Annotated in this window: 11 protein-coding genes; 3 read left to right on the top strand and 8 right to left on the bottom strand. The window is 33.6% G+C overall.

Annotated features, from left to right (window positions below; translation table 11 throughout):
• Positions 1-129: 129 nt before the first annotated feature.
• Together DMA14_RS15645 and DMA14_RS15640 are read right to left on the bottom strand one after the other, a co-directional pair.
• Positions 130-1,080 carry a bifunctional helix-turn-helix transcriptional regulator/GNAT family N-acetyltransferase gene (locus DMA14_RS15645; RefSeq protein WP_111425533.1) on the bottom strand — a complete coding sequence of 317 codons (951 nt, stop codon included), beginning with the start codon at positions 1,078-1,080 and terminating at the stop codon, positions 130-132.
• Between the two features lie 231 nt (positions 1,081-1,311).
• Entirely contained in the window at positions 1,312-2,337 is a 1,026-nt protein-coding gene (locus tag DMA14_RS15640; protein ID WP_111425532.1) for a helix-turn-helix domain-containing protein, read from the bottom strand.
• Between the two features lie 171 nt (positions 2,338-2,508).
• Between DMA14_RS15640 and DMA14_RS15635 the strand changes: the two genes are divergently transcribed.
• A complete protein-coding gene (locus tag DMA14_RS15635; RefSeq protein WP_111425531.1) occupies positions 2,509-2,994 on the top strand; it encodes a DNA-deoxyinosine glycosylase in 486 nt (161 codons plus the stop codon).
• 300 nt (positions 2,995-3,294) lie between these two features.
• Positions 3,295-3,729 (top strand): DUF6526 family protein, encoded by a 435-nt coding sequence (locus DMA14_RS15630; RefSeq protein WP_111425530.1) that lies wholly within the window; start codon positions 3,295-3,297, stop codon positions 3,727-3,729.
• A gap of 87 nt (positions 3,730-3,816) precedes the next feature.
• Here the strand turns inward: DMA14_RS15630 and DMA14_RS15625 are convergent, their stop codons facing one another.
• The 3 genes from DMA14_RS15625 to DMA14_RS15615 form a co-directional block, all read right to left on the bottom strand.
• A complete protein-coding gene (locus tag DMA14_RS15625; protein ID WP_111425529.1) occupies positions 3,817-4,983 on the bottom strand; it encodes a hypothetical protein in 1,167 nt (388 codons plus the stop codon).
• Between the two features lie 415 nt (positions 4,984-5,398).
• Positions 5,399-6,820 carry an MATE family efflux transporter gene (locus DMA14_RS15620; protein ID WP_111425528.1) on the bottom strand — a complete coding sequence of 474 codons (1,422 nt, stop codon included), beginning with the start codon at positions 6,818-6,820 and terminating at the stop codon, positions 5,399-5,401.
• A gap of 60 nt (positions 6,821-6,880) precedes the next feature.
• Positions 6,881-7,357 carry a MarR family winged helix-turn-helix transcriptional regulator gene (locus tag DMA14_RS15615; RefSeq protein ID WP_111425527.1) on the bottom strand — a complete coding sequence of 159 codons (477 nt, stop codon included), beginning with the start codon at positions 7,355-7,357 and terminating at the stop codon, positions 6,881-6,883.
• A gap of 175 nt (positions 7,358-7,532) precedes the next feature.
• Between DMA14_RS15615 and DMA14_RS15610 the strand changes: the two genes are divergently transcribed.
• Positions 7,533-8,447 carry a hypothetical protein gene (locus tag DMA14_RS15610; RefSeq protein WP_111425526.1) on the top strand — a complete coding sequence of 305 codons (915 nt, stop codon included), beginning with the start codon at positions 7,533-7,535 and terminating at the stop codon, positions 8,445-8,447.
• Positions 8,448-8,761: 314 nt separating this feature from the next.
• Here the strand turns inward: DMA14_RS15610 and DMA14_RS15605 are convergent, their stop codons facing one another.
• The 3 genes from DMA14_RS15605 to DMA14_RS15595 form a co-directional block, all read right to left on the bottom strand.
• A complete protein-coding gene (locus DMA14_RS15605; RefSeq protein WP_111425525.1) occupies positions 8,762-10,780 on the bottom strand; it encodes a glycoside hydrolase family 97 protein in 2,019 nt (672 codons plus the stop codon).
• A 25-nt stretch (positions 10,781-10,805) separates the two neighbouring features.
• Positions 10,806-12,050: a glycoside hydrolase family 71/99-like protein gene (locus DMA14_RS15600; RefSeq protein ID WP_111425830.1), complete on the bottom strand. Its 1,245-nt coding sequence runs from the start codon at positions 12,048-12,050 to the stop codon at positions 10,806-10,808.
• 174 nt (positions 12,051-12,224) lie between these two features.
• Complete coding sequence (locus DMA14_RS15595; protein ID WP_111425524.1) at positions 12,225-13,736, bottom strand: RagB/SusD family nutrient uptake outer membrane protein; 1,512 nt, start codon at positions 13,734-13,736, stop codon at positions 12,225-12,227.
• Positions 13,737-13,742: the final 6 nt, after the last annotated feature.

Below are 13,742 nucleotides of genomic sequence, written 5' to 3'. Positions count from 1 at the left end.
TTTAGGTGCAAAGGTTCAAAGGGACATCGTTACAAAGGTTTCAATCTCTGTCGTATTTTCTTTGAACCTTTACAAACTAATAAACTTTAAGGCTTTGCACCTTTAATCCTCTGAACCTTTGAACCTTTCCTAAAGCACTAACTCCATCTGAATATTACATCTTTTATAAGGCGTTTCGAGACCAAAAACTTTTTCGAAACCCAATTTATAATATAGATTTATGGCGGGTTTTAAGATCGTGTTACTTTCTAAATATATTTTCTTGGCACCGAGTTCTTTTGCTTTCTCGGCAATTGCTTTTCCTAAAAGCCAGCCAATACTTTTACCTTGTGCTTTTGGAGAAACGGCCATTTTTGCCATCTCAAAATCATATTCGGAATTATTCATTTTAATTAAAGCACAAACTCCAACAGGCTCGTTTTCATACAAAGCTACCAGAATTTTTCCGCCCTTTTTCAAAATATAATCTTCAGGATTGTCCAGCGCCTTGTAATCGGCTTCCTCCATTTCAAAATAAGTCGAAATCCATTCTACATTCAATGTTCTAAAAGCTTCTTGATATTCTGCTTTATATTCTGCAATTTTTACATCTTTGCTTTCCCTTTTTTTCTTTTGTTCGCTAACTCTTTTAATTAAAGATTTTTGCTCCAATAAAAATTCCCATTCTTCCAATGCTGCCCACAAATTATGTTTGCTTTCAGCAATTATTCCTTCAATTGCAACATCAATATCTTCCAACTGCTGTTTGATTTTCTTCGAAATCAAAATTCCTTTTTCGGTAAGAACAACATTATTCTTTCTTTTATCTTCTGTTTTTGCACTTTCTTCAATTAGTCCAGCAGCAATCATTTCCTGAATAATTTTGCTTACTGAAGGCTGAGAATGTCCTATTTCATTGGCTATTTCAGTAATCGTAATTTCACGTTCTTCTGTCAATGTATAAAATACTGGGAACCATTTCGGCACAAAATCAACTCCATACAATTCATATATTTTTGCAGCATCATCAGTAACAACAGCAGTCATTAAACGTAAGCGGCTTCCCAATGCCGATTTTCCAACTTTATCAAAAAATTCCATAACAAATAATTAATTATATAACTAGTTATACAAATGTATGGAAAAATCTTTTTTGGCAAAAGTTTTTTTTTGTACAAAGTTTCAAAGATGCAGAGGTTCAAAGTTTTTCTTCAAAAAAAAGACTAAGATTTATGAATCTTAGTCTTTAAATATATATTGCTTAATAGCTAACTACATTATTTTACTAAAAAAACCTTTGCACCTTTGTAACTCTCCACCTTTGCACCTCAATTACGCAGTAATTGCTAGAGAATTCAAATTAAACTTATATTCTTTTGGGCTGCAGTTGAATTTTTGTTTGAATATTTTAGAGAAATAGCTTCTGCTGGTAAAACCAATGCAATACACTATTTCAGAAATATTTAAGTCTGAGGTTCTAATCAATATTTCTGCTTTTAAAACTCTCATGTGTGTGATATAATCGTTTACGGTTCGATTATGAATCATTTTAAAACCTTCCTGAAGTTTATTTGGAGAAAGACCTGATTTTTTACTCAAAGATTTAATTGAAAAAGCTTCTTCTGGATTTGATTTTATAAATTCCGAAAGATCTTTTACTTCTTCTAGCTCTCTTAATGTCAATCCGTTTGCTTCGTTTGCAAAAGCATGCAAATCGTCTGAATGCTGTTGGATTTCCATGGCCAGAATAATTCTCATGATTCCTTCTTTCAGTAGATTTCTAACAATTCCGGTTTGAGTAATCGAATTAAGCTGTTCAATTTTCTCTGCAATCTGCAAATTATAAGATCCGATATAAAAGAAATCTGAAGCCTGATTATTCTCAAAAAAAGTATCCTTCACTTGTTGGTTTAAAGAATGCGTCTGACTTGCAGCATCAATCTGAGTTCCGACAACAATTAAAGTCAGTTTTGTTTTTTTTCCTTTTTCAAAAAATAAAATATTGTCCTCATTGTTTTTTGATGTAACAATGGCAGTCTGAAAAGTTTTCAGTTTTCGCTCTTCTCCATTTAATCCAAAACTATGCGAAAGATTTCCTTTAGAACAATAAGCAAAATAAATTGGTGAGGATTTTACATTTAGAATGTCCAATCTAACATCTATTGAAAATGTCATATCAAACTGAACATACGATATATTATCATTAAAAGAAGCTCCAATAATTGCACCTTCGGCAAAACTATTTTCTACTTCAAGTGAATACTCGTCTAAGTCAAAAGTCACTTTTCCGCCAAAACTAGTTTGAAGTTCGTCAAATATATTTTGAGTTTTTTCTGTATTTATAGTAACTATTTTCATGGTTCGCCGGATTTAAAATTATAATTTGCTAAACAGATTATTTCTAGAAATCTGAAAGTCAAAGTTCGTTTAAAGACAGACCAAAAGTGTTATATAATTTTTTGGTTTTGTTTTATAATTCCTTATTAATGTTTATTTTAACATAAACTAGAATTACATTAAAAAATAAATATGAAAAGTTTTTCATTTGCTCCAATAAGTTCTCCAACTTCCAAAATTCTGATTTTAGGCACAATGCCAGGAACAAAATCTTTAGAACTAAATCAATATTATGGTCATAACCAAAATAACTTTTGGAAATTTATGTTTCAAATTCTTAGAGAAGAATTTTCCAATGATTATGAAATACGAAAAAACTTATTAATTAAAAACAACATTGCACTCTGGGATGTCTTACAATTTTGCGAACGCGTTGGAAGCTTGGATAGCGCTATTAAAAATGAAATCGCAAATGATTTTGAAAATTTCTTAGAAACTCATCCTCAAATAGAAAGCATTCTTTTTAACGGACAAAAAGCAGCTGCATTTTTTAAAAAATATGTTCATCTAAAAAAAGAGTATAAGACATTTACACTTCCTTCAACTAGCCCTGCCAATGCTGGCAAGACTTTCCAAGATAAATTAAACAAATGGAGCATCATTAAAACCTTATTATAAAAACTATGATTTTATATAATTAAAATACAAATATTGGAATCATGTAACTTTTTCCGTTTAAAGTATAACAAAAAACAACTGCTCTCGATCTAATTTTACATCAAAGAAAAATAAGCCATAGTGAAGATTTGATTAGCGAAATGAAAAGGCTTTCTTCTTATTAAAATTTACAAAGCAAACTGTAAAAAGTTTAGTCTATAAAGAGAACATTGGTTATGTTAGTTTATTTTTGGGAAAAAGCTACTCTATAGAAATATAGAGTAGTTTTGTTTTTATAGGCTGCCATTAAAAAATAAAAACATGAAAATTCAGACATATTATAATCATATACGGTTTTATACCCCACACCATTTTATATATTATCCTGTTTTAATTTTATTCTTGATTGCGAGCATTTATTTGAGCATTACAACAGAAGATCATTTAATCTGGGCATTTATCAGCGTTGCCTTTATCTTTCTTTTTGTATTGGCTTATATGTTGCGCCAGCACTATGCATTGACGCTTCAAAATAGAATTGTACGGTTAGAAATGCGTTATCGTTATTTTACTTTAACAGGCAAAAGATTTGAAGAATTTGAATACAAACTTACAGACGATCAAATATTTGCACTTCGGTTTGCACCCGACAATGAATTGATTCCGCTTATAGAAGATGTTTTAAAAAACAGCTTGACCGGTGATGCAATCAAAAAAGCAATCGTACACTGGAAAGCAGATTACCACAGGGTATAGTAAAAATCAAATTCCAAATTCCAAATTCCAAATTCCAAATTCCAATAACAATTTTCAATTATGCTTTGATTTTTGAATTTGTCATTGTTATTGAACTTTTTTCTTATTGAAAAGGATATAAAACAAAAACAATACAATCCAAACCGCAACAATCACAGCAAAATAAATTGCAATAATACTTGGATGCAAGTAATTAGGTTCGTAAAATAACTTATCTAAAGTTTTAAATTTTTCTGCTAAAGCTTTTCTATCAAAAGTATTTCTAATTCCGTTAAGCGGTTCGTCTTGGTTATCTCTGTAATGATACACATCTTGAGTTAATTGCTTCGGAACTAGACTCGTTTCTATATCGTATTTTCTTAAAATAGTATCCAACTTCTGGAAAGTATAGGTTAGCGAATCTTTCTTAGAATTATAAAGCAATTTATAACGGTCTACAGCTGCCTGATAGGTTTGTACACCAATAGAATCTCCATGAATAGGATTAAATAAAGATTTATTTTCCAGAAAAATACAAATATTACTATCATGTTCTGGATGCACTTGAGCACTCTTGAAAACAATTTCGGTGCTATCTCCCATAACTGTTTTTGAGATCACTCTTTTATGCAGTTCTTCTTTATCGAAGCCTAGAATATCAAAAATACTATCTGCTTTATTAGTCGTTTTATCAAAAGTATTTGTCAGGGCTTTTATGGTATCAATACTATAATAACTGGTTTCTGTTATTGCGTATTCACCAGGCGAAATAGTATCTTCTTGTTTAATAACAGGATAAGGTTTTGGGTATAAAATGTTTTCATAATTGAATAATTTCTCAGAGCTATAAGAAGTATATCCATACAAAAACGGATTTAAAACATTCAGCAGTTTTTTGTCATTATTAAAATCATTCTCAGACAATTCCGTTTTCAGTTTAGCATTCATTCCGAAACTATAACTAATGAAAAATGAAAAAGTCAAAAACGAAATCAGCAGCAGACAAACCGCAACTTTAAAAAGATTGCCACCTTTGTAGTTCTCTCTCGAATGATTTCGAACAAGAAAAATCAAGAAAACGAGTAAAAACAATCCGCTTACGAAAAAGTGTGAAATCGAAACGTCATCGTAAAATTTAAATCGGTAAAATTCAGTATAGATGTCAATATTTTTAAGCCCTTCAAAAGTAAAATAACCGTATAAAAAGTAAGCTAAATGAATTAAGGCTAATACAATAATAGATTTTATGAAATAACGTTTTAGATTTTTGGTCATTTTTAAAAGGTTCTAAGGTTCTGAGATGCTAAGATACTAAGGTACTTAAAATTTATTTTTACTACCTCAAAAATATATTTAAACAATTAAAAGTAAAATAATCTGGGCGTGCCAACATTATAAAAAAAGGGCTAATAATAGCAACGCATATTCGCCCTTTTCTTATAATGCTGTCGGGCTGTCCATGCTGCTTCGGCAGCTTATTCCCATCCCTCACGCATCACGTTTTCAATATAAGATTTCGCAAAAATTAGCTATTCAATAAAACAAATCGACAAAGAATTTCTGTAGAGACGCACTGTAGTAAGTCTAAAATGCAGGATATCCTTAATCTGCCAATCTTTCGTTAGATGCACTGCAGTGCATCTCTACAAAAAAAAACTTAGAACCTCAGAACCTTAGCATCTTATAACCTCTATTTAGAAATATCAAACCCTTCCTTCACAATTTCACTTTCAACTTTATCTATTAATTTATTCGTTTTCCCTGTTAATCTTTCTTTCTTCCAATCGCCTTTTGCATATATTGCGACTGTGATTAAAGCTGTTACAACAGAAGCAATTGGAAAAGCCCACCAGATTCCAATTTTTCCCAAAGAAGTATTATGAGATAAAATATAAGCAAGCGGAAACTGGATTACCCATTGCGAAACCAAGGTTAGAATCATAGGTAATTTGGTATTTCCAACGGCGCGAAAAACACCTGTCAAACAAAGCTGTAAACCTAGAAATCCCCAAGAAAGACAAGTGATTCTTAGCAATTCTGTTCCACCTTCAATAACCGCTTGATCATTTGGAACGAAAAAAGCAATTAAATATGGAGCAAAAATAAAAGCTATAATTCCGAGACCAGTCAATAATCCGAAACCAAGATATGCTCCTAGCTTTGATATTTCAGCAGCACGAGTAACATTTCCTGCTCCAATATTTTGTCCGACAAGAGTTGCAATCGCCATTGATAATCCCAAAGCTGGAATTAATATTAATTGAATCAAGTTGGAACCCGCACCATAAGAAGCAACTGTTAAAGTCCCAAAACGGACAATCAAAAATGTAATTGCCATCATTCCCAAAGCACGCATTGACTGTTCGATTGAAGATGGAAAACCAATTTCAAAAGCTCTTTTTATATGTTTATAATCTGGTTTAAAATCGGAAATGTGAAGATGAATTCCGTGTTTTCCTCTAAACAAAATGGCAAATCCGATAATAATAGCCAAAAGCTGTGTAAATAAAGTTGCCAACGCTGCACCTTTTACTCCTAGTGCTGGAATAAAATTCCATCCGTAAATAAATAATGGATCTAGCGCAAAATTCAAAATAACGGTTCCTAAAACTATATAAACAGGCAACGTTACACGCCCAACACCACGCATAATTGATTGGAAAATCATAAATCCGAAACTAAAAACCAAACCTACAAACGCGACACGCATAAATCCTAACGCATCAACATAAACCGTTGGCTCTACCTTTAGTAAGTATAGAAAGTATGGACTCAAAATATATCCGATAATCGACAAGACAACAGAGACAATAATCACCATCGACAAAGTCTGCGCCGCCACATGATTGACCATTTTCTGGTTTCCAGCACCAAAATATTGTGCAATTAAAATAGAACCAGCAATCGCCAATCCCGTCCCTAAAGCTATGGTTAAAAATATTACAGGCGTGCTTATCGAAACTGCTGCAACGGCATCTCCGCCCAGACGCCCAACCCAAAAAGCATCTACCAGCTGATATGCGGCTTGCAAAAGATTAGCAATCATAATTGGAACTGCTAATTTTAATAATGAAGAAAGGATTGGCCCTTCTAACAATTCGTTTTTTTTCATTTATTCAAAATAATAATTTAAAAATCAGTTGACATATCAACTTTTAAAGTTCAAAAAAAATTAAAGCGTTTCTAGCTTATCTGCATAAGATCTTACTGCATTCAAAGCCTCAATTCTTTCTTTTGGAGAAAAAACAGACATGACTTCCTCTTCTGCTCTTTTCATCAGGGAGCGAATGCTTTTAGCCAATGTGATTCCTTCACTTGTAAGACTTACAATATTTTTTCGCTTGTCCATTTTGTCTTTTACCACCTCAACAAGATTCTTTTTTTCGAGTGCTGTAATACTTCTTAAAATAGACGATTTATCACGCATTGTTTTGTCTGACAATTCTCTTTGCGAAAGACTTTTATGGTGTAGAATCATCAACAATGGCAATTGCTCCAGCTGTAATGTAATTCCTGCTTCATTCATTAACGCATTCGTACGTCTGAAAATTGCTCGTTTGATACGATGAATCTGAAAGAAGAAACTATCTGATATTTCTTCTTTCCAAAAATTTGAAAAATTCTCTTTATCGGTATGTTTAATTTCCATGAGACAAAATTACAAAAAAGAGTGACATGTCAACTATTTTTCTAAACAATTCCTTATTTTATTGATATCCAATTTGTTTCTAAAAATAATTCAAATAAAAAAAGAAAAATGAACGATTATTTTTACTAACTTTAATTGTTAAATATTGCCTAATAAAAACTTAAAAATTACTCTGATGAAACAATTATTTATTTTTTTGGTAATGATGCTCCTTTGGATTCCGCTAAACGCTCAAACTGTTGCTGAAACCACAAAAAACGAAGACTTAACAACAACTCTAAAAACCGAAACTGACGACTTTCAAGATAATAGTGTAGAGGATCTGCCCTGGCACAATAGAAAATTTAAAGTTACTGCCGGTGGATTTTTTCCTGTAAATAATACTCAAGTTAAAGTTGAAGGCAATAACGGAAATATAGGAACTGAAATTGATCTTGAAAATGATTTAGGATTTTCTAAGTCGACCGCATCATTTTTAGGAACATTTGATTGGCGTATCTCGAAAAGATCACGATTAGGCTTTGAATATTTTGTACTAGATAGAACTGCAACAAAAACACTGCAAAGAGATATAAATTTCGGAGATCATACTTATCCATTGAATGGAAGTGTTCGTGGTACTTTTAATGTACAGATTGCTAGAATTGCTTATGGTTATGCCATTTTATCGAAACCTAAATATCAAGCTGGTTTATTAATTGGTGCGCATGTTCTGTTTGCTGATTTAGGCCTAAAATTAAATGCTAATACGCAAAGTTTAGAATATCACGATAAATTTGACTTTACTGCTCCTTTGCCAGATGTTGGAATTTGGGGAGAGTTTGTTCTTGGAAAACGCTGGGGACTATATGCTAACGTAAATTATCTCGCAGTAAAAATTGATGAAACTGATGGCCGAATCATAAGCTATAATTTATCGGTTTTATATAATGTTGTAGACAACTTTAGTCTTACTGCAGGTTATACTGGTTTGAATTTTAGAATAGATACGGTTCAAGAACGTTTAAATGGTTTCTTAAAATGGGGATATAACGGACCAACTATTACAGCGGTCTACACTTTTGGAAAACATGTTAAAGTTACTAAATAAAGGTTCTGAGGTGCTAAGATGCTAAGGTTCTAAGTTTTTTTAACCGCAAAGAGCGCTAAGGATTACGCAAAGTTCGCAAAGCTTTCATACAAAGCTTTGCGAACTTTACATTTTTATAAAATCCACCTTAAAAAACCTCTGCGAACTTTGCGTAATCCTTAGCGCTCTCTGCGTTAAAACTACACTCAAGCTTCTCCAACCTGAAACTTGAAACCTGAAACAAAAAAACAAAAAAACAAAAAAACAAACCCGATAACTCTCCAGCTATCGGGTTTATTGCCAAACTTAAACTTACTTAACTTAACTCAAAATATTTATTTTTCGATTGGAGAGAATTTTACTGCTGTTCCTCCGCCAGCTGCCAATTTGATATTTAAAACAGTTTTGCTGTTTACTTTTTGTTTAGAGATTGTAACTGGATACGGATTGGTTTTATAATTTGCTCCAGGTCCGTCTGCATAGATTTCTGCTTCGTATTCTTTGTCTTTATCTAAAAATGACAAGGCCACTTTTAAGTCTCTTGCATTTCTATTTGTGATTGATCCTAAGTACCAATTTTTCTCATCCCAATCTTTACGGGCAATTGTAGTGTATTCTCCAATTTTAGAATCTAATACTTTAGTATCAGACCAAGTGCAAGGCACATCTTTTACGAATTGAAATTCTGGTTTGCCTTCATAATTTTCAGGTAAATCGGATGCCATTTGTAGCGGACTGAAAATAATCACATACAATGCCAATTGATTTGCCAAAGTGGTCTGCACTTTTGCTCCAGACGGAGTTTTGTAATCAAAATTGAAATTTCCAGGTGTGTAATCAAATGGTCCAGAAAGCATTCTTGTAAATGGCAAAGTCGTTAAATGCTCTGGTGTATTTCCTCCGTCTACAGACCATGCATTGTACTCTTGTCCGCGTCCGCCTTCTTGAGACATAAAGTTTGGATATGTACGCTGTAAACCCGTTCCTTTCATTGGTTCGTGGTTATCAATCATGATATGATATTTAGCCGCAGTTTCGATCACTTTTCTGTAATGACGCGCTCCGTACTGGCTATCATGCCACTCTTTTTTATCCAAATATTTGTTTACATAACCTGTTTTTACTGAGTTCACTCCCATTTTCTGATACAGTTTGAAAGCATCTTCCAGTTGGTTTTCATAATTTTTAGTTGCTCCAGCCGTTTCGTGATGTCCAATTAAACGAACATTTTTTACAGCAGCATATTTGGTTATTTCTTCTAAATTAAAATCTGGATAAGCTTTTACAAAACTAAATGCAGAACCATCAGCTGTCCAGTCACCGTCCCAGCCTTCATTCCATCCTTCAACTAAAACTCCGTCAAAACCATTTTTCGCAGCAAAATCAATATATTCTTTTGTGTTTTTGGTTGTTGCGCCATGTTTTGGACCTTGTCCCCAAGTGTATTTTTCTAAATGCATTCCCCACCAAATTCCAATATATTTTGAAGGAGTAATCCAAGATAAGTCTTCTATTTTTGAAGGCTCATTTAAATTCAGCATAATAGTCGAAGTTGCTACTTCTCCAGGATTTTTACCTACTACAATAGTTCTCCAAGGTGTTTTAAAAGGTGTTTCTGCATATACTTTTACACCATCTGCCCATGGTACTAAATCACTTTTATACTGTTTGTCTGTAGTTTTTAAAAGCGTCATTGAGGCAAAATCTGTCAAGTTAGCTTCGTGAATTGCGACGTACAATTTGTCTTTGGTTTCAAAAGTTGCCGGAGTATTAATAGTATCTGTTTTACTCATTAACGTCTTGCGGTATTCACTTTCGTAATAACTGTTTTCGCGATGAACTGGAATCCACCAAACTTCGTTATTATCTTTAAAAGTAAATTGTGTCACTTCATTAGAGATTTTGACTTTTCCTAAATGTGGCTGTTTTGGAAATTCATAGCGAAATCCGACACCATCATCAAAAACTCTAAAAATGATATCAACCAAGCGCTCCTCACCTTTTGCTTCTTTTAAGTGAACAATCAGTTCGTTATGATGGTCTCTTACTTTTTTGAATTCGCCCCAAGGCTGTTCCCAAGTTTCATCTGCCGATTTTTCTTCTGTAGAAACGACTTCAAATCCATCTGTCATTTTAGCTAAACCTTGAAACTCAAATCCCATAAGAGACGGCTCAATAACCGATTTTCCGTTAGAAGAAAAACTGTATTGCGGCTGTCCGGAAGGAGTTAGTTCAAACGTTAATTCAGAGATTTTTTCTGGAGAACTGATTTTATACGTTTTTTTAGTACTGCAGGCCATAACCAGCATTGATGCTAAAGCCACAAGACAGTATCTATATTTTCTGTTTTTCATTATTTAAATTGTATTAATTACAGCTCTATTTTATTTCGCTTATTATTTGTTTTGCTTTTGCTGGCTGCATCGAAACAAAATAATTAAACGCTTGGTCAAGTTTTTTCTGGATCTCGACATTTCCTTTTTTCTGTACGCGTAAATCATACAATTTGCTGATTTCTGGGAATACACTTTCTGTATTTTTTACTCCGGCAAAAGCTTTGATTTTTTCAATGAAAGAATATCCAAATTCTACTGTCGGTTCAATCATAGTGCCTTCTCCGAAATCATTCCACGTAATCAGCTGCAGGTAATTTACATTTGCATTTTTTGCCAAAGTCAAAGTTTCGTCAAGTGTCGCTCCATTGTTATGTTCGATTGTCCATCCAATCGCTGCTCCACCTCCGCCTGCGGCATAAAAATCTTTAAAACCAGGATAAGCGCTTCCCATTGCCACACCCAATTTTGGTTTGGTGTTGGTATAGAAGTTTGTGAGATAACTGTTGTCTTTGTATACCCAAGCATATTCACCAGAAGCATTTTCTCCCGCCATTGAAGAGTGATCCCAAAGTGTCAAGAAAGTAGGTTTCGCTGTTAAAGTATTAAAAACATTTGTCCATTCAGCTGGGGTCTGTAGTACAATTGGCCCAAAATTCATTAACAGCGGTTTACCATTAATCTTAATATAATTAGCGTCAGAAAAATAATTCTTTTCTACATAAGCCAGATCTGTTTTTGCTGCACCGGTTACCGAAATAGCTTTTCCTGCATTGACAACATTGGTTAAAAATCGGTCTTCGTATACAATGGCATATTCTAAACCTACTTTGTCTAGCATTTCGATTAATTGATCTGTATTTTCTTTGACCATTCTATAGTCGTTAACGTCGTAAGTGCCGTACCAATCAATCAGAATTCCATCAATTCCTGAATATTTCATCAACAATAAATGATTTTCGATCACATTTTTATCGCCTGAGTGATAAGGTCCAATCAGCGGATAATAGTACGATGCAATTTCTCTTCGGCCGTTTGCTCCTACGTTGTTCGGATTTTTGTTTGCCATTGTCCAATGATATCCCCATTTTTTATCAGCACTGCTTTCGTTGGTTTCAAACCACGGCATATAGTGCATGTAAATCTTGGTGCTGTTGGTTTTCTCAATCGCAACAGGATTTGTTTTTTCTGGTTCTACTGGTTTGTCTGAACCTTTGTCATCGCTGCTGCATCCAGCAACCATCGCAATACTCATCAAACCAAAAACCAACGATGTGATATATCTTTTCATATTGATGTACTGTTTGTTATTTTTATATTTTGCCACAGATTAAAAGATTAAAAAGGATTATTAATCTGTGAAAATCCTTTAATCTGTGGCTAAATAGAGCCTCGCAGATAATCATTTTAAAAACATGTCAGCCTTCCACGACTAACCAACATGGAAGACTGACATTCTAGTAACCTAATTTGGATACCCAGGATTTTGTTTTAGATTTTTATTAGTAGTTAAAACGGTGCTCGGAATTGGGAAAATTGCTCTGTATTTTTCCGTTGTGCCTTTTGACCACCATGGCTCGAAGAATGTTCCAAAACGAATGTTATCTGTTCTTCTTCTTCCTTCAAATGTGAATTCTTTCAGTAACTCCTGATCAATAAATTTAAGGTCAATTGTTGTTGGCAATTCTTCTCCAGCACGAGACGCTACTTGCTGTACAAATGGTCTTGCTAAATCTGGAGATCCTAAACGAACGTAACATTCTGCTTGCATCATTAAGATTTCTGAGTAACGAATTAACACAAAATCGTGATCACGTTCCCATTGTTCTCCTGCTTTCATTTCATATTTATGCAAACGAACTCCTTCATTTTCTTTTGCATCTTCTAAACTTGTTAGGTTTTCTGTATAAGTAAGAGGTTCTCCGTTACTCATAATAATTACGCTTCCTGTCGCAAGATTGATTTGATCGCCTTCTAGCATACATTTCTTTCTTTTGTCTGTATCTGCAAAAGAAGAATAAACTCCTGGCTGCGCGCACATTCCGTTTGCACTCCAAGGATAGTTATTTGGAATTGCAGAAATAGCTAGATTTTGACTGTAATGGCAAGACATTGAGTTCATATAGTTTCCAACTGTTCCTGCTTTTGAGTCGTAAGGGATTGCAAAAATAATTTCTGGCGAAGTTTGATTTTCTGTTACGAAATTCGAAAAGAAATCTGGTGTCAAACTGTATCCCGTAACCTTTTGGCACATATTGATACAATCTTGCCAACGTGGCTGACCAATAAATGCTTCTGAATTAAGATACAATCTAGCCAAAATAGAATACGCTACATTTCTAGTCATCTTAGAATACACCACATTTGGATTTAAATGCGGAATAGCATCTGTCAATTCTTTTTCAACAAAATCATAAACTTGTTTTCTTGTTGAATTTGTCGGAAGATCTGTATCTTCAAAATTGGTTACAATTGGCACATTTCCAAATAAATCTAAAAGATTGTAATAGTAATATGCTCTAAGCGCTTTTAATTCGGCAAAAATCGGTTCTTTCGATTTATCGCTAAGAGATGATTTATTGATTTGATAGATAATTGCGTTGATTTTTGCGATTCCGGTATAGTTGTAACGCCAAGCCGAAAGAATCATTCTATTATCTGATTTCCAAGTATGCTTTTGCGCATCTTGGTATTGTCCTCCATCGTACCAGTTTGTACCTCTTGTCGGAATTGTAGCTTCGTCTGAAACTACTTCATTCAAAAAGAAAACATATTCGCAAGTTGGGTAATTATTTGAGATATCATCTTTGAATCCTCTTAAAGAAGAATAAGCTCCACCTACCAGCGCATCAACTTCTTTGGTTGTATTTCCGAAATTTCCATCTTCTACCTGATCATACAGCTGCTCGTTCAAATCAGTACAAGATACTGTAAAAAGCATGCTTAAAAGTATTGCTGCTGTTATTTTGATTTTCATTGTTAA

The sequence above is a fragment of the Flavobacterium sharifuzzamanii genome, assembly GCF_003254585.1.
Lineage (GTDB): Bacteria > Bacteroidota > Bacteroidia > Flavobacteriales > Flavobacteriaceae > Flavobacterium > Flavobacterium sharifuzzamanii.
Note: the sequence above shows the minus strand (reverse complement) of the source record. Positions and strands in the feature narration are given on the sequence as shown.

Coding starts and splice junctions, on each gene's coding strand:
- DMA14_RS15645 (WP_111425533.1), bottom strand. CDS start 1,080: ATGGAATTTTTTGATAAAGTTGGAAAATCGGCATTGGGAAGCCGCTTA.
- DMA14_RS15640 (WP_111425532.1), bottom strand. CDS start 2,337: ATGAAAATAGTTACTATAAATACAGAAAAAACTCAAAATATATTTGAC.
- DMA14_RS15635 (WP_111425531.1), top strand. CDS start 2,509: ATGAAAAGTTTTTCATTTGCTCCAATAAGTTCTCCAACTTCCAAAATT.
- DMA14_RS15630 (WP_111425530.1), top strand. CDS start 3,295: ATGAAAATTCAGACATATTATAATCATATACGGTTTTATACCCCACAC.
- DMA14_RS15625 (WP_111425529.1), bottom strand. CDS start 4,983: ATGACCAAAAATCTAAAACGTTATTTCATAAAATCTATTATTGTATTA.
- DMA14_RS15620 (WP_111425528.1), bottom strand. CDS start 6,820: ATGAAAAAAAACGAATTGTTAGAAGGGCCAATCCTTTCTTCATTATTA.
- DMA14_RS15615 (WP_111425527.1), bottom strand. CDS start 7,357: ATGGAAATTAAACATACCGATAAAGAGAATTTTTCAAATTTTTGGAAA.
- DMA14_RS15610 (WP_111425526.1), top strand. CDS start 7,533: ATGAAACAATTATTTATTTTTTTGGTAATGATGCTCCTTTGGATTCCG.
- DMA14_RS15605 (WP_111425525.1), bottom strand. CDS start 10,780: ATGAAAAACAGAAAATATAGATACTGTCTTGTGGCTTTAGCATCAATG.
- DMA14_RS15600 (WP_111425830.1), bottom strand. CDS start 12,050: ATGAAAAGATATATCACATCGTTGGTTTTTGGTTTGATGAGTATTGCG.
- DMA14_RS15595 (WP_111425524.1), bottom strand. CDS start 13,736: ATGAAAATCAAAATAACAGCAGCAATACTTTTAAGCATGCTTTTTACA.